Genomic DNA, 16,307 nt, shown 5'->3' with positions numbered 1-16,307 from the left:
CAATGCCGCTGCCCTAGACTGCGGGCCATCTCGCCAGGAGTTGGCGAAATTTCCTACACCCGAGCAATGGATTTTGCATTTCCATGAAGACTTATATGTGCGCACCCTGCGGTTTTATGTACGTAGAAGAACTGGGTATTCCGGAGGACGGAATTCCCGCCGGCACCCCTTGGGAAGAGGTGCCTGAAGACTGGACATGCCCGGATTGCGGCGTGACCAAGGCCGATTTCATGGCCATCAACCTCCCTGAACCTCAAGAAGCCTGACACGCCATCAACGAAAGGAATCGCCCCATGGACAGCAAACTGATCAACGCCACCGTCCCGTTCTGCACCGGTGTGGCCCACCAGAAATACCTGGGCGCCGAAAAGGGCCTGCAAACCGCCATCGAAGGTGACTGCACCCACTGGTACATCGACGGCAGCCTGTTCGGCGAAATGGTCGATGACTGGACCGAGGCGCGTATCGAAAGCCTGCAGGCGCAAATCGCGGCCACAGGTGCCCAGCCGATTTTTCACGGCAACTTCAAGGCGCCGTTGGGCAGTGATGTCGAAGCATTTCGTAGCGCTGCCGTGGAGTACGTGAAGAAAGAAATCGACATCGCCAGCCGCCTGGGCGCGCCGTTGATCATTCACGGAGGTTGCATCGTCGAGCCGAAAATGGTGCTGATGGCCAAGAAGGTTGCCCTGGAGCATTACCTCAAGTCGGTGCAGGAACTGGCGCGCTACGCCGAGACCAAGGGCACGGATATCTACCTGGAGAACCTGTCCAACTACGTCAACTATCGGCCGTTCCACTACATCTTTACCCATGAAGCAGAATACGCCTTTGTGTTCGAGCGCCTGCAAGCCCACAGCAATGTGTACTTCTTCCTCGATGCCGGCCACGCCAACATCGAGAACGGCCTGCCGGCAGAAGTGGTGCGCAAGTACCACCACCTGATCAAGGGTATTTCCTTCAGCAATAACAACGGCGTGCAAGACCAGCACTTCGGCATCCATGACGGCAACTGTGATTACGCCGATGTGGTGCAGGCTATTGTCGAGACCAACTGGAAGGGCCTGGTGGCGTTCGAAACCCGTAACCAGACCGCCAAGGCCGCCCTGGCGGACCTGGCATTGATGTATCGCGAGTCCCTGACCACCGAAATCGCCGTCGCCTGACCGGCCTGGGGCGGGCCCTTGAGGCGCTCGCCCCGTTGCTGTTGTTCTCTTAATTCAAGGTCCTTGGCCATGACAAGTGCGTTAACCCTGTCGTCGTTTCTCTACTTCTTGCTGTTCTGCGCCACCATGACCTTCAGCCCCGGCCCCATGACCCTGTTGTTGTTGAGCCTGGGCTTGAAGGACGGCCTGCGCAGTTCGATCCCGGCGCAGGTCGGTGCCAGTGTGTCGTACCTGATTTCGATCCTGATCTTTGCCGTCGGCTTCTCGGAGTTGATCAAGGGCAACCTCGCCATCACCCAGACCATCCAGTTTGTCGGGGTGGCCTATATTCTCTACCTGGCCTACAAGCAGTGGACCAGCAGCGGCGTGTCGATCAACAACGCCGGCACCGTGGAGGGCGCGCGCAGCCTGTTCGGCAAAGGGCTGTTGACCGGGTTCTCCAACCCCAAGACCATCATCATGTTCAGTGCCGTGTTCCCGCAGTTTGCCGGCGCCGGTGAACACAGTTCGGCGGCGGACATCGCCATCCTTGGCCTGACCTTCCTGCTGCTGCAATTTGCCAGCGGCTGCCTGTATTGCTATTTCGGCCAGCGCATCAAGCATGTACTGGAAAACCCCAAGCGCCGGGTGTTGTTGCAGCGGGTCACGGCCGTGTTGCTGTTGGGCGTCGCCTTGATGCTGGCGCGTGGGTTTTCACACTGAAGTATTAGCCAATAAGCGGTAGTGGCGATTTGACGTCGCCCTGTTAGACTCCAGGCAATCACCCAGGATCGCCCCCGCCATGCCAGCCGTCGGAGGAAAAGGACTTCCGCTCGCTTTGCGCTTGTACAAATCTCGCCTCCTGGGGCTGGCGCTCGGCTTTGTTTGCGTGGCGTTCGGCATGTATCCGTTGAACCCCTCCCTGTGGGTGTGGGCCTGGATGCTGATCAACGCCTTTGCGTGGCCGCACCTGGCCTTTCAATGCTCGTTGCGCTCGGCCAATACACTGCGCAGCGAACGCCGCAGCCTGCTGTTCGATTCCTTTTGCGGTGGGTTCTGGGTTGGCGCGATGCACTTCAACCCGCTGCCCAGCGTCACCACCCTGTCGATGATGAGCATGAACAACGTCGCCATCGGCGGGCCGCGCTTCCTGTTCGCGGGTTGGGTGGCGCAGGCGCTGGGGCTGGGCACCGCGTTGCTGCTGTTCACGCCTGGGTTTATCGCCGTGACCACCCAGGCCCAGCTGTATGCCTGTCTGCCGATTCTGATGCTGTATCCCCTGGCCCTGGGCTGGATCTGCTACCGCCAGGCCGTCACCTTGGCCCGCCACAAACGTGAACTGCTGGCCTTGAGCCGCACCGACAGCCTGTCGGGCCTGCTCAACCACGGCGCCTGGAAGGACCATCTGGACATCGAGTTTCAACGTTGCCGCCGGGGCCCGGCCGGTGCCGCCATCGCGCTGATCGACATCGACCACTTCAAGACCATCAACGACACCTACGGCCATGTGACCGGCGATATCGTCCTGCGCCAACTGAGCAAGGTGCTGCGCCAGAACCTGCGCACTACCGACCTGGCCGGCCGTTATGGCGGCGATGAGTTCTGCGTGATCCTGCCAGGCATGCCCCTCAACCGTGCCACCGAGGTGATGGAGGCCTTGCGCGGTCGCTTCAACGCCTTGGCCTACGCCCAGGACCCGACACTGCGAGTGAGCTTGAGCATCGGCCTGGCGCCGTACCAGCCGAGCCACGCCGACTCCATCAGTTGGCTCAACGACGCCGACCAGGCGCTGTACGAGGCCAAGAGCAGCGGGCGCAACCGGGTCAGTTCGGTACAGGGCAGTTGGTTGCGGTCAGTTTAGTGGGGTAGGGTGACGGGGCACCCTCCAACAAAAAACAAGGATCGGTCCATGTTCTTCTCCTTCCCGCGTACCCTGTTGGCCGCCACCCTGGCCTTGTCTTTCAGCCTGCCGGCCTACAGCGCCGAGACTCATAAACAGATCCAGCAACAGGCTGAACAGTATAAGGCTGAGGCCCTGAAACTGCTGGAGCGCCTGGTGAATATCGACTCAGGCTCAGGCTACGAGCCGGGCCTGACCCAAGTGCGCGATATCGCCGTGGATGAGTTGAAACAGTTGGGTTTCACCATCGAGCTTGTGCCGGATAAGGCCGCCAACAATAGCCATGTGGTCGCCACCCTCAAAGGCACCGGCAAGGCCAAGATCCTGCTGATGGCCCATATGGACACCGTATTCAAGGAAGGCTCGGCTGCCGAGCGCCCCTTCCACATCAAGGACGGCCGCGCCTACGGCCCCGGCGTGATGGATGACAAGGGCGGCATCGTCGCGGGCATCTATGCGCTCAAAGTCCTCAAAAGCCAGGGCTTCAAGGACTACGCGCAGATCACCTTCCTGCTCGACGCCAGCGAAGAAACCGGCTCCGACGCCGCCTCCGAACTGATCCGCAACACTGCCAAGGGCCACGACGTGACCCTGAACCTGGAACCCGGCCGCCCCGCCGACGGCCTGGTGGTGTGGCGCAAAGGCAGCGCCACCGCCGTGGTCGAAGTCAAAGGCAAGGCCGCCCACGCCGGCGTCGCCCCGGAACTGGGACGCAACGCCGCCATGGAAGCCGCGCACCAGATCCTGCAACTGGGCAAGCTGGGCGATGAAGACAAGAAAACCACCATCAACTTCACCGTGCTCAAGGCCGGTGACCGCACCAACGTCATCCCTGACCAGGCTACCGCCAAGGCCGATGTACGCGCGGCCTTGCCGGAAGAATTCGACCGGATCGAGAAAGACCTGGCCCGGGTTTCAGCCAACAAATTGATCCCGGAAACCGAAGTTAAAACCAGCCTGCAGCGCGGCCTGCCACCGATGCCGCAGACCGCCGAGTCGGATAAGTTGGTAGCGATTGCCCAAGGGATTTATGGCGAACTGGGACGTAAGTTGACCATCGAAGGCAGCGGCGGCGCGGCGGATGCCAGCTTGTCCGCCGGTGTAGGCACGCCGACGTTGGATGGGTTTGGGATAGTGGGGGGCAATATTCATACGGCGGAGGAATATGCCGAGGTGGAGAGTGTGGTGCCTCGGGTTTATTTGTTGAGTCGGATGATCATGGAGTTGTCCAAGCACTGATCAGAACACTGGATGATCGAACGAAGCAGATTTGAATGTGGGAGGAATGCCCGTCAGGCAAACGCAGATCCCTGTGGGAGCGGGCTTGCCCGCGAAGGCGGTGTGTCAGTCGCAGAATCTATCACTGCACTATCGCTTTCGCAGGCAAGCCAGCTCCCACATTTGATCTTTGTGGCTTTGAGCGTTGCGTTTGCTTGACTGAGTCACCATGTAGAAGGGTCTTCGAGGCTGGCTTTTTGGAGGTCGTCTTTCCAGACCTCGTTGGCCAGTCGATAAATGTCTGCAAAGAAGCCCCGGGGGTCGGCTATTTCTGTTTCGTCCCAGGCCATTGTTGAACACTCATCGGGGTCGTCTTCAAAGAAAGAGCTAAAATCAAAATTTTCAGTATTTAGAGCGAAGGACAAGTTTTCCATCAGCTTATATTTGTGGCGGTGGGAGAATTCATTGTAAGGGTCCAAGCAGTATCTTAGGATCAAAGTTTCTCGATCTTTTTGGTTGTTAGGGTTGTAGGCGTGCAGTTCCTCTCCCTTTGTGTCTTCTCTGTCGTAAATGTCAAAAATTCCTACGAAATAGCGCAGGCTTGCGTCGAAAGGGATGTGCTCGGAGGATGGATGAAATAGCATTTTTACTCCTTAATCGGGAACAGGGTAAAAGGCGTGCCGTCTTTACGAAACTTCATTTCGGCACCATTCATTGAAGGGTTGAAATGTGGATGGTTCGGATCCGTCTTGTTTGGTCTGTAACCACGTCCAGCACCTGGCAGTTCTAGTTGGACAATATCATTCTTGTTGCCATCTATTCCGGTATAGCGCGAAAGTCCTCGTTCAACCCTTGATGTTGCTTTAGTCCATGCTTGAAGTTGAAGCTTCCAACTGTTGAATTGTGAGCTGGGAGTCCCTTTTTTCTTAGGCGGTAATTTTCCCGTTATTGGATCTTTCCCATCTATTGAGCGCTGGCTCACTTTAGATGACTCAACTTCTGGTCCATGCTTGCCAACCATATGCATGTCGTACTTTTCTTCATATTCCAAAATTCGACGCTTCGCATTCGCCTCACTTAGCTCCTCTATCTTAGCCCGTCTTTGCTCACCAGCCGTCTGAGGTGCTGACGGTTGTCCCTCATCAACTCGTGCCTGCTCAATTGGATTATCTTGTGAGGTTGTTGGTTTACATCCATTGCTACCGGGGCATGTATTTAGGCCTAGCGGATCCACCCACCCTGTGGGATTGGGCACATACCGGTACCCATTGATCCCACCCGCCAGTTTCACCGGGTCCGGCGTCAGGTAGCGACCAATATCCGGATTGTAGTAGCGATGGCGGTTGTAGTGCAGCCCGCTTTCCGGATCGAAATACTGCCCTTGAAAACGCAGCGGATTATCGATTTTGCCTACGTCGAGCCGGGCGATCTGGCCGTAGGCGCGGTAGTGGGCGGACCAGACGATTTCGCCTTCAGGTGTGGTTAGCTCCTGCGGTGTGCCGAGGTGGTCGAGTTGGTAGTGGTAGGGCGTTGTGGCTTGTGGGCCGAAGCCTTCCAATAGTGCCAATGGGCGGAAGCTGTCGGGTTCGTAGAGGTAGCTGCGATGGCGCTCTGCATGGTGTTCGGCAATCAGCTTGTCGCCTTGCCAGAAAAACTCGGTGGTTTTTTCGTCCACGGTCTTGCTGATGCGCCGCCCAAACGGGTCATAGCGATAACTGGCGGTTTCGCCGTTCGGCTTCGTCACGCTGATCAGCCGATGCTGGCAGTCGTAGCGGTACTCAGTAACGAGTTGCTGGCCTTTGCCGCGCCGTTCGCGGATGAGGTTGCCGAAGGCGTCGTGGTCGTAATGGCGGTCGCCTTGGATCATCAGGCGGTTGGCCGCGACGATGTCCGGGCCGGGGCGGTCTTGCATCAGCAGGTTGCCGGCCGGGTTGTGGGCGAAGCGTTCCTGTACGTCCTGGGAGTGATCGGCGCGGGTCAGACGGGCGAGGGGGTCGTAGCGGTAAAGGTGTTCGCCTTTGCGGGTGTCGAGCAGGCGGGTGAGGTTGCCGGTTCTGTCGTAGTCGTATTGGCGTTGGTAGAGGTGGCTTTGTTGCTGGGTTACCGCGTGGGCGTGCAGGCGGTGTTGGTCGTCGTAGTGGTAGTGGCTGAGCAGTTGGCCTTGCTGGCGCTGGTGTTCGCGGCCGCTCTTGAACAGATGTGAGGTGAGTACTTCACCGTTGAGCTCGACCGTGGCGAGGTGGCCGCCTTTGTCGTGGTTGAAGGTGACGCGGTTGTTGTCGGGCAGGCACAGGGTTTTCACCTGGCCGCAGGCGTCGTAGCCGTAGCGCAGGGTGCCCCAGCCTTGGTGTTCGGCGGTGAGGCGGTTTTGGCGGTCGTACTCGTAGGCCAGGGCCCAGTGGCCGTCTTCGACGCTGAGGAGGTTGCCTTGGCGGTCGTAGGTATAGTCGACAACGCTGTCATCGGGCAGGGTTTTTCGTACGAGGCGCCCGGCGTGGTCGCGCTCGTAGCGGGTGATGAGCTGACTGTTATCGTCGCCGTATTCGGTCTTCTCCAGCAGGTTGCCGTTGAGGTCGTAGGCGTAGGCAGTGCGCTGGCCGTCGAAGCCGGTTTCCTGGCGGATCAGGCCATTGGGGTGGTAGTCGAGTTGGTAGGTTTCGCCGACTTCGTTTTCGATCTCGGTGAGCAGCAGGCGCGTGTTGTCGTAGCGGTATTTGACCTGGGTACCGTCGGCGTTGAGGCGGCGGCTGATCAGGTGCAGGCCATCGGCGTATTCGTAGCGGGTGACGTGGCCGAGTTCGTCGCGTTCGGCGATGATTTTGCCGTAGGGGTTGTAGCTGAATTCGCGAATGGCGCCGCCTGGCAAGACGAGGCGAATCAACCTACCGACGCTGTCCCATTCATAAACGGTCTGCGCGCCGTGTTCATTCTCACGGGCAACTTGCCGCCCCAGGTCGTCATAGCGATAGCGCTTGATCCCACCATTGGGCAACTGCTCCTCAAGCAACTGCCCCCGCTCGTTCCACACCAACCGATGACAACTGCTGTCGGGGTACCAAACCCCAGTCAGTTGCCCGTGTTTGTTGTAGCTGTAGTCAGTAACCTCACCATCGGGATCGGTCCTACGTGTAACATCGCCCTGGTCATTACGCTCATATTTCCAGACCGCCTCCCCACGCCGTACAACTCGTACAAAACCGTTGTCATGTTCGTAGGAAGTTGGCTCGTCATCCCCCGGAAACAACGCCACCAAGCGTCCGGCGTCGTCATATTGATAGGCCGTCACCGCGCCCATCGGGTCTTGCTCGACGGTCAGCCGCCCCTGGTCGTCGTAGGATTTAAAGTGCGTGGCGCCGTCCGGATCAATCCTCTGCACCAGCCGCGCCCGCTGGTCATGGACGTACACCTCCTGGCTATCATCGGCGTTATGCACGGTGACACGCCCGTCATCGCCCCAGGCATAACGCGTGTCCATCTGCGAAAAACTTGCCCAATGCCGGACGCAACGCGCCGCCTTGCCAGCGTGTTCCCATTCCCAAAAGAAACTCGCGCCACCGGCCAGTTGGCGTTCAAGAATGACGTGCTGATCGTCGTACCGATAACGCTCGCTTTCCCCGACGGCGTTGGTCGCGCAAACCAGTTGTCCGTCTTCGTCATAGGCGTAGGAAACAAGGTTCTGCTCGGTTTCCCAGACGTAGGGCTCGCGTCCTTTGGCACGATGCACCTGGTAGTCCACCGCCACGATGCGATCCAGCTCATAGCGCAACAGCAACGAACGACCCGCGCCGTTATCCAGCCGTTCAATTCGCCCATAATGATCACGGCAAAGGCGCAGGCGGTTGTCATACGCATCGCTGATCGAAACCAACATACCGTCGCGAAAGTGATAGAACCGCGAGGCTTGGGCCAGCACCAGTTCATCAGGCGCCGAACCCAAGTAGATCGCCGCTTCCGCCAGGCTATTGGTGATCGCCGGTCGAGCAACTGTGGGCAAGGGCAGGGTGGTCGAGCGGTTCTCATGATCGGTCCACACCACCCAATCGCCCGACACCACCAGCCGATGGGCCAGCGCATGGCTCCAGCCAAACCCCAACCCACAATCGACTTCCACCGCACTGGTGCGGTACAGCCGCGTCCACTCAAACGGCAAGATCCCATCCAGCACGCCATCGGTGAGGGTGAGCAATTCCTCCCCGGTGACCATCGACACCGGACAACCGTTGGTGGCCGTCTTGTCCGCAGGCGCCGCCGCATCCCCCTTCGGGTTCGACGCCACGGCCGGCACATCATCGACAGGTTCCTGACGGACCAACGTCGTGCGCTGGGTCTTGTCGCGCACCATCGGCACCGGGTTCGAAACTAGCGTGTCGCCCGCCTTCAACGGCACCACCGGCACCGCCTTGACCGGCGTCGCCGCACTGCTTAGCAACACCGGCTTGGCGGCCTCGACATGGGTTTCCAGCCGAGGCCCCGCCACCTGCTTGGCCAGCAGCTCCAACAACGCCCGCGCCCGCCCGGATTTGACGCCACTAAGCATCTGAGCACCCAGGCGCAGCTGTACCCCAATGCCCCGCGTGGCCCAGATCAGCAACAGATTGATCAACACTTCGCCGGTGATTTCACCCAGCAGTTCATACCGGTCGGGTGGCGGCAGCATGCGTATCCAGGCCACCAGCGCCGACAGGTAGATAAACAACAGCGGTTCATCACTGAGCACCAGCAACCCCTTGGCCAGCGTGTCTTTGCCCAGTGCAAGCAGTGCATCCAGTTCGGCCTGGGACAGGTACTTCAGCAACGTTTCGCTGTTGGATTTGAGGTTCGCGAGCAGGTTGTACAGCTCGGTGATGTTGTCCCACAGGTTGTAGAGCGCCTTGCCGAGCCCGGTAGCAAAGGCCATGCCCTGCATCGCACTGCGCTTGTAAGCAGGCGCTTTGGCAAAGTCTGCCCATCGAGGTTTGAAGTGCTCGGCCCATGCCGTGCGCAAATCCGTTTCCAGCCCGGCAATCACAGTCTCATAGGACGCATACAGCGCCTGGACGTGAGCCTTGGAAACACTGGGGTAAAAGGTGATTTGGTAGAGCAGGTCGCGGCTGCAGTCGCTGACTTCAAGAATGCCGCTGGGGCCAATGGTCCGATGCAGTGGCGCACCTACCGGGCTGCCGTCCTGTGCAACGGCTTGCAGCATCACGGGCGTGTTGCCGATAGGCACGAACTGCGTGCTTTCGAACAGATGCACCAGGGTCAGCCCGCCCTGGGCTTTGCATTGAGCGACCGTGCGACTGGGTTTTTTCGAAGAAACCGGCGCTACCAGCGCGACCTCTTCTCCCACCTTGAACACCTGCTCTACGCTAAGTGCCGAACCACTTGAAAAGCTGTCGGCCCACTTATCAAAGGTGTTCAGGCAGGTACGCAAATCCGCAAATATGCGCTCGACCTTCGGCGCTGCGGGATCCATGGGCACCAGCACCAGGTTGGCAAGTACCGAGATCAAGAGACAGCCCCATTCACCAGGGCTCTAACGAACACCACCATCTGCAATCCCTCGCACTGTTTGATCAGGCGAGGGACTTTGCAGCGGTTGAAAGAGGAGGGGAGTAGAGCTTATCCGGCGCTTACGTGGGAAGTTTCAGCAACCTTGTCGCGCAGCACCAGGCTGCACAGCGCTGGCAAAAACAGCAGCGTCAACACCGTGCCCACCAGCACACCGCCAATCAGCACATAGGCCAGCGACGACCAGAACACCGACAGTGTCAGTGGAATAAACGCTAGCGCCGCTGCCAGTGCAGTCAGTATCACCGGGCGTGCACGCCGCACCGTGGCTTCGATAATGGCCTCGCGAATCGCCATGCCGTGATCCTGGTTTTGGCGGATCTGGTCGGTGAAGATCAGCGTGTTGCGCATCAGGATGCCGCCGATGCCAATCAGGCCCAGGATCGCGTTAAAACCGAACGGCTGGTTGAACAGCAACAAGGTCGGCACTGCGCCAATCAGGCCCAAAGGTGCGGTAGCGAACACCATGAACATCACGCCGAACGAGCGCACCTGGAACATGATCACCGTCAGGGTCAGCAGGATCATGATCGGGAACAGCGCCGCCAGGGCCACGTTGGCCTTGGCGCTTTCCTCTACCGGGCCGCCGATGTCGATTTTGTAACCGCTGGGCAGCTTGGCGATCAGCGGTTGCAGGTCTTTGTACACGGCCATTTCCACATCGGGCGGTTGCACGCCGTCGATGATGTCGGCGCGTACCTCCACGGTGGTGGCGCGGTCACGTCGCTTGAGGATCGGTTCTTCCATCACCGCCTGGAAATGCCCGACCTGGGCCAGCGGCACCGACGTGCCGGCGCTGTTGGTCAGCGTCATGTTGTTGAGGTTGGCCAGGTCTTCGCGTTGGCTGCCCTGGGCCCGGGCTACCACTGAGACGGTGCGGTTGCCTTCGCGGACTTCGGTGATCGGGTTGCCGCTGAGCAGGGCGTTGAGCTGGGACTTGACCTCGTCGGGGGTAAAACCCAGCAAGCGCAGGCGATCCTGGTCCAGCACCAGGTGATAACCGCTGGCACGCTCGCCCCATTCCAGGAAGGTGTCTCGGGTCAGCTTGTTGCCGGCCACGACCTGGCGCACGTCTTCAGACAGCCCCCGCAGCACATTCAGGTCCGGCCCGGAGACGCGGAACACCACCGGGAACGGCACCGGCGGGCCGAATACCAGCTGCGTGACCCGCACCCGCGCCGATGGAAATTCGCCTGCCGCAATACGTTCACGCATCCGCAATTTCAGTGCGTCGCGGGCATGGGAATCCGGGGTTTGCACGATCAACTTGGCGAACGCCGGGTCGGGCATTTCAGGGTTCAGCGACAAGAAAAACCGCGGTGCACCGCCGCCCACATAGGTGTCGACCATGCTGGTCTGCGGCTCTTGCAACAGCGCCTTCTCCACCTGCGCCGCCACGGCTTCGGTGCTTTTGAAGGCGCTGCCAGGTGGCATATACACTTCCAGAATCAGCTCCGAGCGGTCAGAGTCTGGGAAGAACTGTTTCTTCACCACCGCCATACCCAGGCCGCACACCACGAACGCGGCCACCACCAGCCCGGTCACCAGCCAGCGCCCGCGCACGCAGGCCTCCACCAGGCTGCGCAGTTTCTGGTAGTAGCGCCCGGCATAAATCGCATCATGCCCGCCGGGCACTGGCTTGATCTGCGGCAACAACTTCACGCCCAGGTAGGGCGTAAACACCACGGCTACCAGCCAGGATGAAATCAGGGCGAAACCCACGATCCAGAAGATATTGCCGGCGTATTCGCCCGCCCCGGAGCGCGCAAAGCCAACCGGCAGGAAACCGATAATGGTCACCAGAGTCCCGGTCAGCATCGGCGCCGCCGTTGAGCTCCAGGCGTAGGTGGCCGCGTGGATGCGGTCAAAGCCTTCTTCGAGTTTGACCACCATCATCTCGATGGCAATGATCGCGTCGTCCACCAACAGGCCCAGGGAGATGATCAATGCACCGAGGGTCACACGGTCGAATTCCCGGCCCGTGACTAGCATGATCACGAACACGATCGACAGCGTAAGCGGCACGGCCGCCGCCACCACCAGCCCCACCCGAAAGCCCAGCGCGAGCAAGCTGATCAGCATCACCACCGCCAGGGCGACGAAGAATTTGAGCATGAACTCATTGACCGCCAGGCTGATGTTTTTCGCCTGGTCGGACACCTTGGCGAAGTTCACGCCCAAGGGCAGGTCGGCCTGGATCTTGGCTTCCTGGGCCTGCAGGCTCTTGTCCAGTTCCAGGCCGTTCCAGTGCTTCTCCATGATCACGCCGAGCATCAGCGCCGGGTCGCCCTGATGGCGAATGCGGTAGCTGGGCGGGTCTTCATAACCGCGGCTCACGGTGGCCACATCGGCGATGCGCAGCACGCGGCCATTGACTTGCAGGGGCACGTTCTCGATCAACGCCAGGCTATCGAACGCGCCGTCGATGCGGATATAGGCGCGGGCGCCGGCGGTTTCGACGAAGCCGGAGGGTGCCACAGCGTTTTGCGCGGCGAGGGCGGCGAAGATCTGTTCGGGCTTGATGCCCAGGGTTGCCAGGCGCTCATAGGAAAACTCCACAAACACGCGCTGGGCCTGCTCGCCGAGAATATTGACCTTCTTCACCCCTGGCAGGTTGAGCAAACCCTGGCGCAGTTCCTCGGCCATTTGCACTTGTTGGCGATGGGGCAGGTGTTCTGCCTCCAGGGCATACAAGGCGAAATACACATCGGAATATTCATCGTTGAAAAACGGCCCGATCACGCCCTTGGGCAGTTGCGCGGCTTCATCGCTGAGTTTTTTGCGGGTCTGGTAGAACAGTTCCTGAATTTCGCTTGGGCGTGTGGACTCCAGGAAGGTCATGCGCATCGACACGAAACCCGGCTGGGCGATGGTCTCCACGCGGTCGTAGTAGTCCAGTTCCTGCAGGCGCTTTTCCAGGCGGTCGGCCACTTGTTCCTGCATCTCCTGGGCGGTGGCGCCGGGCCAGGCGGCGGTGATGGTCATGACCTTGACGGTAAACGAAGGGTCTTCGGCGCGACCCAGCTTGCCGAACGCGAAGACCCCGGCGACGAGGATCGCAATCAGCAAGAACAACGTGACGGCGCGGTGTTTGACGGCCAGTTCGGAGAGGTTGATCCCGCGCATACTCATTGATCCTGCTGACGGTTGAGGGCCAGCGCCTGGGCGGGCAGCAAGCGCACCGTATCGCCGCTGTGCAACAGATGAGCGCCGAGGGCGACGATGGTTTGGCCGGGTGTTACGCCGCTGTCGAGCAAGGCGTCTTCCTGGCCGAGGCTGGCGACTTTTACCGGGGCGAAGCTGATCTTTTGGTCATCGCCAATCAGCCAGACACCCGTGCCTTGCCCCGCATCCTGCAAGGCGCCAATGGGCACGCGGGTTTGCAGGGGCTGGCCATTGCCTTGCAGGCGCACGGTGATGGTGGAGCCGAGGGCGAAACGCTCGACTGGACCCTGCAGCACATAACGTGCGCGGTAGGTGCGGGTGACCGGGTCGGCGCTGGCGGACAGTTCGCGCAGGGTGGCGGTCACGGCCTGGTCCGCTGCGCCAAAGGGAAACGCCAGGGCTTTTTGCGCGGCCAGGTCACGCCGGTTTTCCGGCAGGTTGACGATGGCTTCGCGGGCGCCGTCATGGGCCAGGCGTGCTACGACTTGCCCTTCTGCCACCACTTGGCCGCGATCGGCCAGCACGTCGGTGATGATGCCGTCGCCATCGGCCTTGAGTACCGAATACGTGCGACGGTTTTCGATCTGGCTGGCATCCGATTGCGCCGCGGCCAGTTCGGCCTGGGCGACGCGCAGGTTGGTGGCCGACTGGTCGAAGATCTGCCGCGACACCGCGCCGGTACTGGCCAGGCGCTGGTAACGGTTTTCATCATCGCGGCGCTGGCGCAGCTGGGCCTGGGCGGCGTTGACGCGGTTCTTGGCCGAGCGCAGCGCCAGTTCGAAGTCGCCGATGTCCAGCACCAGCAGGGTGTCGCCACGGGAAACGTGCTGGCCGGGGTCGACCTTGCGTTCGATCACCTTGCCGCTGACCCGGAAGCCCAGGTCGCTTTCAGTGCGCGCGGCCACTACGCCGGTATAGGCGCTTTGCTGGGTGCCGGCTGCTTCGACTTTGGTCGCCAGCACCGGACGTGAGGCCGGCACTTGGGCGGCGTTGTCGGCCTTGCTGTTACAGCCACTGAGGACCATCAACAAGGCCAGGGGCGTGAGAATGCGCAGGGGGAGAGGGGGCATGACGAACTCCAGAGTGACCATAGGGCAAAAAATTATGGACATAATTTTTTGCCCATATTATGGTCGAAATATAAATTAATCCAGCCCCCGGATATTCCCCATGGCAAACGCCCCGGCGCCATCACGCAGCTTGTTGTTCTTGCTGGTTGCCCTCACCGCATTGGGTGAAGTCTCGACGCAACTGATCATTCCCGGCCTGGGTGCCATCGAGCAGGCGCTGCTGGCGCCGCAAGGCTCGGCACTGATGGCGCTGTCGGCGTTCGTGGCCGCGTTTGGCCTGGGGCAATTACTGTTCGGGCCGTTGTCGGACCGCATCGGCCGGCGGCCGGTCTTGATCGCGGGCCTGGCGCTGTACGTACTGGCGACGCTGTCGATGCTGCTGGTCACCGACATCCAGCAGTTTATCGCCGCCCGTGTGTTGCAAGGCCTTGGCGCGTGCGCTGCGTTGGTATTGGCGCGCACCGTGGTGCGCGATGTGTGGAAAGCCGAGGCAGGCCCGGCCCTGGCGCTGGCCATGATCGGCATGTTGTATGCCATTGTCGTTGCGCCCATAGCCGGGGGCTTGCTGATCAAACTACTGGGTTGGCGTGCGCCCATTGCCCTGGCGTTGGTGATCGGCAGCCTGGTGTTATTGCTGGCGCTGCTGTTCTTTCGCGAGAGCAACCATCACCTTGACCCCAGGGCCGCACACTGGCGCACCCTAGGCGGGCAGTATCTGGATCTGCTCAAGGGGCGCCAGTACCGTGCTTACGCCGTGGCCCTGGCCTGCACCTATGGCGCTATGTTTGCGGTGATCGCCGGTTCATCGGCGGTGTTTATCGATCTGCTGGGGTTCAGCAGCCTTGAGTACGGTCTTAATTTCGGGCTGATTGTGTCGATGCTGATCGTCGGTTCCACTTATACCCGGCGTAACATTCAGCGCCTGGGGCCGCAGCGGATTGTGGCGATGGGTGTGACGATGGTGGCGGTGGGCGGGGTTGCAGCCCTGGCGATCTACGCAGTGTTCGGGCTGTCGGCAGTGGGACTGGATATTCCCATTGCCCTGGCCACGCTCGGCGGCGGCCTGGTGCTGCCCGGTTCCGTTACCGGGGCCGTGATGCCCAATGCGCATCGTGCGGGTTTGGCCGCGGGGTTGATGGGGTTTGCGCAGATGTTCGGTGCCACGTGCAGCGGGTTGCTGCTGAGCCAATTGGGCGATGGCAGTGCCGCGCCGATGATCATTATCCAGGCCGGGTTTGCGCTGTCGGCGTTGGTTGCCTTTCAACTGCTGCGCCAGCGCGAGGCCAAAACACTGTCCTATATATAGAACGATCAAGGCCGGTTTTGCCAGCTAGTGCTCAAGGGTGAGGCGATTTAAGGTGTACTCACTTTGGAGGTACACCATGAAAAAGCTGATTGGTATCTACACCAGCCCCCGCGCCCACTGGGTCGGCGACGGCTTCCCGGTACGCACGCTGTTTTCCTACGACACCATGGGCAAGCACATCAGCCCATTCCTGTTGCTGGATCACGCAGGCCCGGCCGAATTCACCCCGACTGAACAACGTCGCGGCGTCGGCCAGCATCCGCATCGCGGCTTTGAAACCGTGACCATCGTCTACGACGGCGAAGTCGAGCACCGCGATTCCACCGGTGCCGGCGGCAAAATCGGCCCGGGCGATGTGCAATGGATGACCGCAGCCAAGGGTATCCTGCACGAAGAGTTTCACTCCCAAGACTTCGCCCGTAGCGGCGGGGCGCTGGAAATGGTGCAACTGTGGGTCAACCTGCCGGCCAAGGACAAAATGGCGGATGCCGGTTACCAGACCATCGTCGATGGCGATATTCCGGTGCTGCCACTGGCGAACGACGCCGGCCACCTGCGCCTGATCGCCGGGGAATTTGCCGGTACTCAAGGCCCGGCCCGCACCTTCACGCCGATTGACGTGTGGGACTTGCGCCTCAGCGCCGGTAAAGCGGTCACGCTGGACCTGCACGCCGGGCGTAACACCGCCTTGGTGGTGCTCAGCGGCACGTTGTTGATCAATGGCGACGAAGTCGCACGCCAGGGGCAATTGGCGCTGTTCGAGCGCGACGGTAAGCAACTGACCCTGGAGTCCAACGACGACGCCAAGGTGCTGCTGCTCAGCGGCGAACCCATCGACGAGCCCATCGTCGGCCAAGGTCCGTTCGTGATGAACACCGAGCAGGAGATTCACCAGGCATTTGCCGACTTCCAGTCGGGCAAATTCGGGCAGATGCACGCCTGACGGTTCACCGCCG

Annotated in this window: 11 protein-coding genes; 7 read left to right on the top strand and 4 right to left on the bottom strand. The window is 60.5% G+C overall.

Annotation, left to right across the window (positions count from 1 at the left end):
- The first annotated feature begins 83 nt into the window (after positions 1 to 83).
- The 5 genes from BUE92_RS17750 (at position 84) to BUE92_RS17730 (ending at position 4,281) form a co-directional block, all read left to right on the top strand.
- Positions 84 to 266, top strand: coding sequence for a rubredoxin (locus BUE92_RS17750; protein ID WP_073525346.1), 183 nt, complete (start codon positions 84 to 86; stop codon positions 264 to 266).
- A 27-nt stretch (positions 267 to 293) separates the two neighbouring features.
- Positions 294 to 1,163 (top strand): sugar phosphate isomerase/epimerase family protein, encoded by an 870-nt coding sequence (locus tag BUE92_RS17745; protein WP_073525345.1) that lies wholly within the window; start codon positions 294 to 296, stop codon positions 1,161 to 1,163.
- A 69-nt stretch (positions 1,164 to 1,232) separates the two neighbouring features.
- Positions 1,233 to 1,865 carry a LysE family translocator gene (locus BUE92_RS17740; RefSeq protein ID WP_073525344.1) on the top strand — a complete coding sequence of 211 codons (633 nt, stop codon included), beginning with the start codon at positions 1,233 to 1,235 and terminating at the stop codon, positions 1,863 to 1,865.
- Positions 1,866 to 1,944: 79 nt separating this feature from the next.
- Complete coding sequence (locus BUE92_RS17735; protein ID WP_073525343.1) at positions 1,945 to 3,003, top strand: diguanylate cyclase; 1,059 nt, start codon at positions 1,945 to 1,947, stop codon at positions 3,001 to 3,003.
- A 48-nt stretch (positions 3,004 to 3,051) separates the two neighbouring features.
- The gene (locus tag BUE92_RS17730; RefSeq protein WP_073525342.1) at positions 3,052 to 4,281 is read left to right on the top strand and encodes a M20/M25/M40 family metallo-hydrolase; all 1,230 of its coding nucleotides are present in this window, start codon (positions 3,052 to 3,054) and stop codon (positions 4,279 to 4,281) included.
- Positions 4,282 to 4,484: 203 nt separating this feature from the next.
- Here BUE92_RS17730 and BUE92_RS17725 read toward each other — a convergent pair whose 3' ends face one another.
- The 4 genes from BUE92_RS17725 to BUE92_RS17710 all read right to left on the bottom strand — a co-directional run bounded on the left by BUE92_RS17725 (position 4,485) and on the right by BUE92_RS17710 (position 14,045).
- Complete coding sequence (locus BUE92_RS17725) at positions 4,485 to 4,904, bottom strand: hypothetical protein (RefSeq protein WP_073525341.1); 420 nt, start codon at positions 4,902 to 4,904, stop codon at positions 4,485 to 4,487.
- A 2-nt stretch (positions 4,905 to 4,906) separates the two neighbouring features.
- Entirely contained in the window at positions 4,907 to 9,751 is a 4,845-nt protein-coding gene (locus BUE92_RS17720; protein ID WP_256673979.1) for an RHS repeat-associated core domain-containing protein, read from the bottom strand.
- A gap of 110 nt (positions 9,752 to 9,861) precedes the next feature.
- On the bottom strand, positions 9,862 to 12,936 hold the full coding sequence (locus tag BUE92_RS17715; RefSeq protein WP_073525340.1) for an efflux RND transporter permease subunit: 3,075 nt from the start codon (positions 12,934 to 12,936) through the stop codon (positions 9,862 to 9,864).
- A 2-nt stretch (positions 12,937 to 12,938) separates the two neighbouring features.
- Positions 12,939 to 14,045 carry an efflux RND transporter periplasmic adaptor subunit gene (locus BUE92_RS17710; RefSeq protein WP_073525338.1) on the bottom strand — a complete coding sequence of 369 codons (1,107 nt, stop codon included), beginning with the start codon at positions 14,043 to 14,045 and terminating at the stop codon, positions 12,939 to 12,941.
- Positions 14,046 to 14,145: 100 nt separating this feature from the next.
- Between BUE92_RS17710 and BUE92_RS17705 the strand changes: the two genes are divergently transcribed.
- Complete coding sequence (locus BUE92_RS17705) at positions 14,146 to 15,351, top strand: multidrug effflux MFS transporter (RefSeq protein WP_073525335.1); 1,206 nt, start codon at positions 14,146 to 14,148, stop codon at positions 15,349 to 15,351.
- A gap of 76 nt (positions 15,352 to 15,427) precedes the next feature.
- Positions 15,428 to 16,294, top strand: coding sequence for a pirin family protein (locus tag BUE92_RS17700; RefSeq protein ID WP_073525333.1), 867 nt, complete (start codon positions 15,428 to 15,430; stop codon positions 16,292 to 16,294).
- Positions 16,295 to 16,307 lie beyond the last annotated feature (13 nt).

Origin of the sequence: Pseudomonas fluorescens (genome assembly GCF_001902145.1) — a bacterium.
Classification (GTDB): Bacteria; Pseudomonadota; Gammaproteobacteria; order Pseudomonadales; family Pseudomonadaceae; genus Aquipseudomonas; species Aquipseudomonas fluorescens_BV.
The sequence above is the reverse complement of the archived record's forward strand: the minus strand, read 5'-3'. Positions and strand labels throughout refer to the sequence as shown.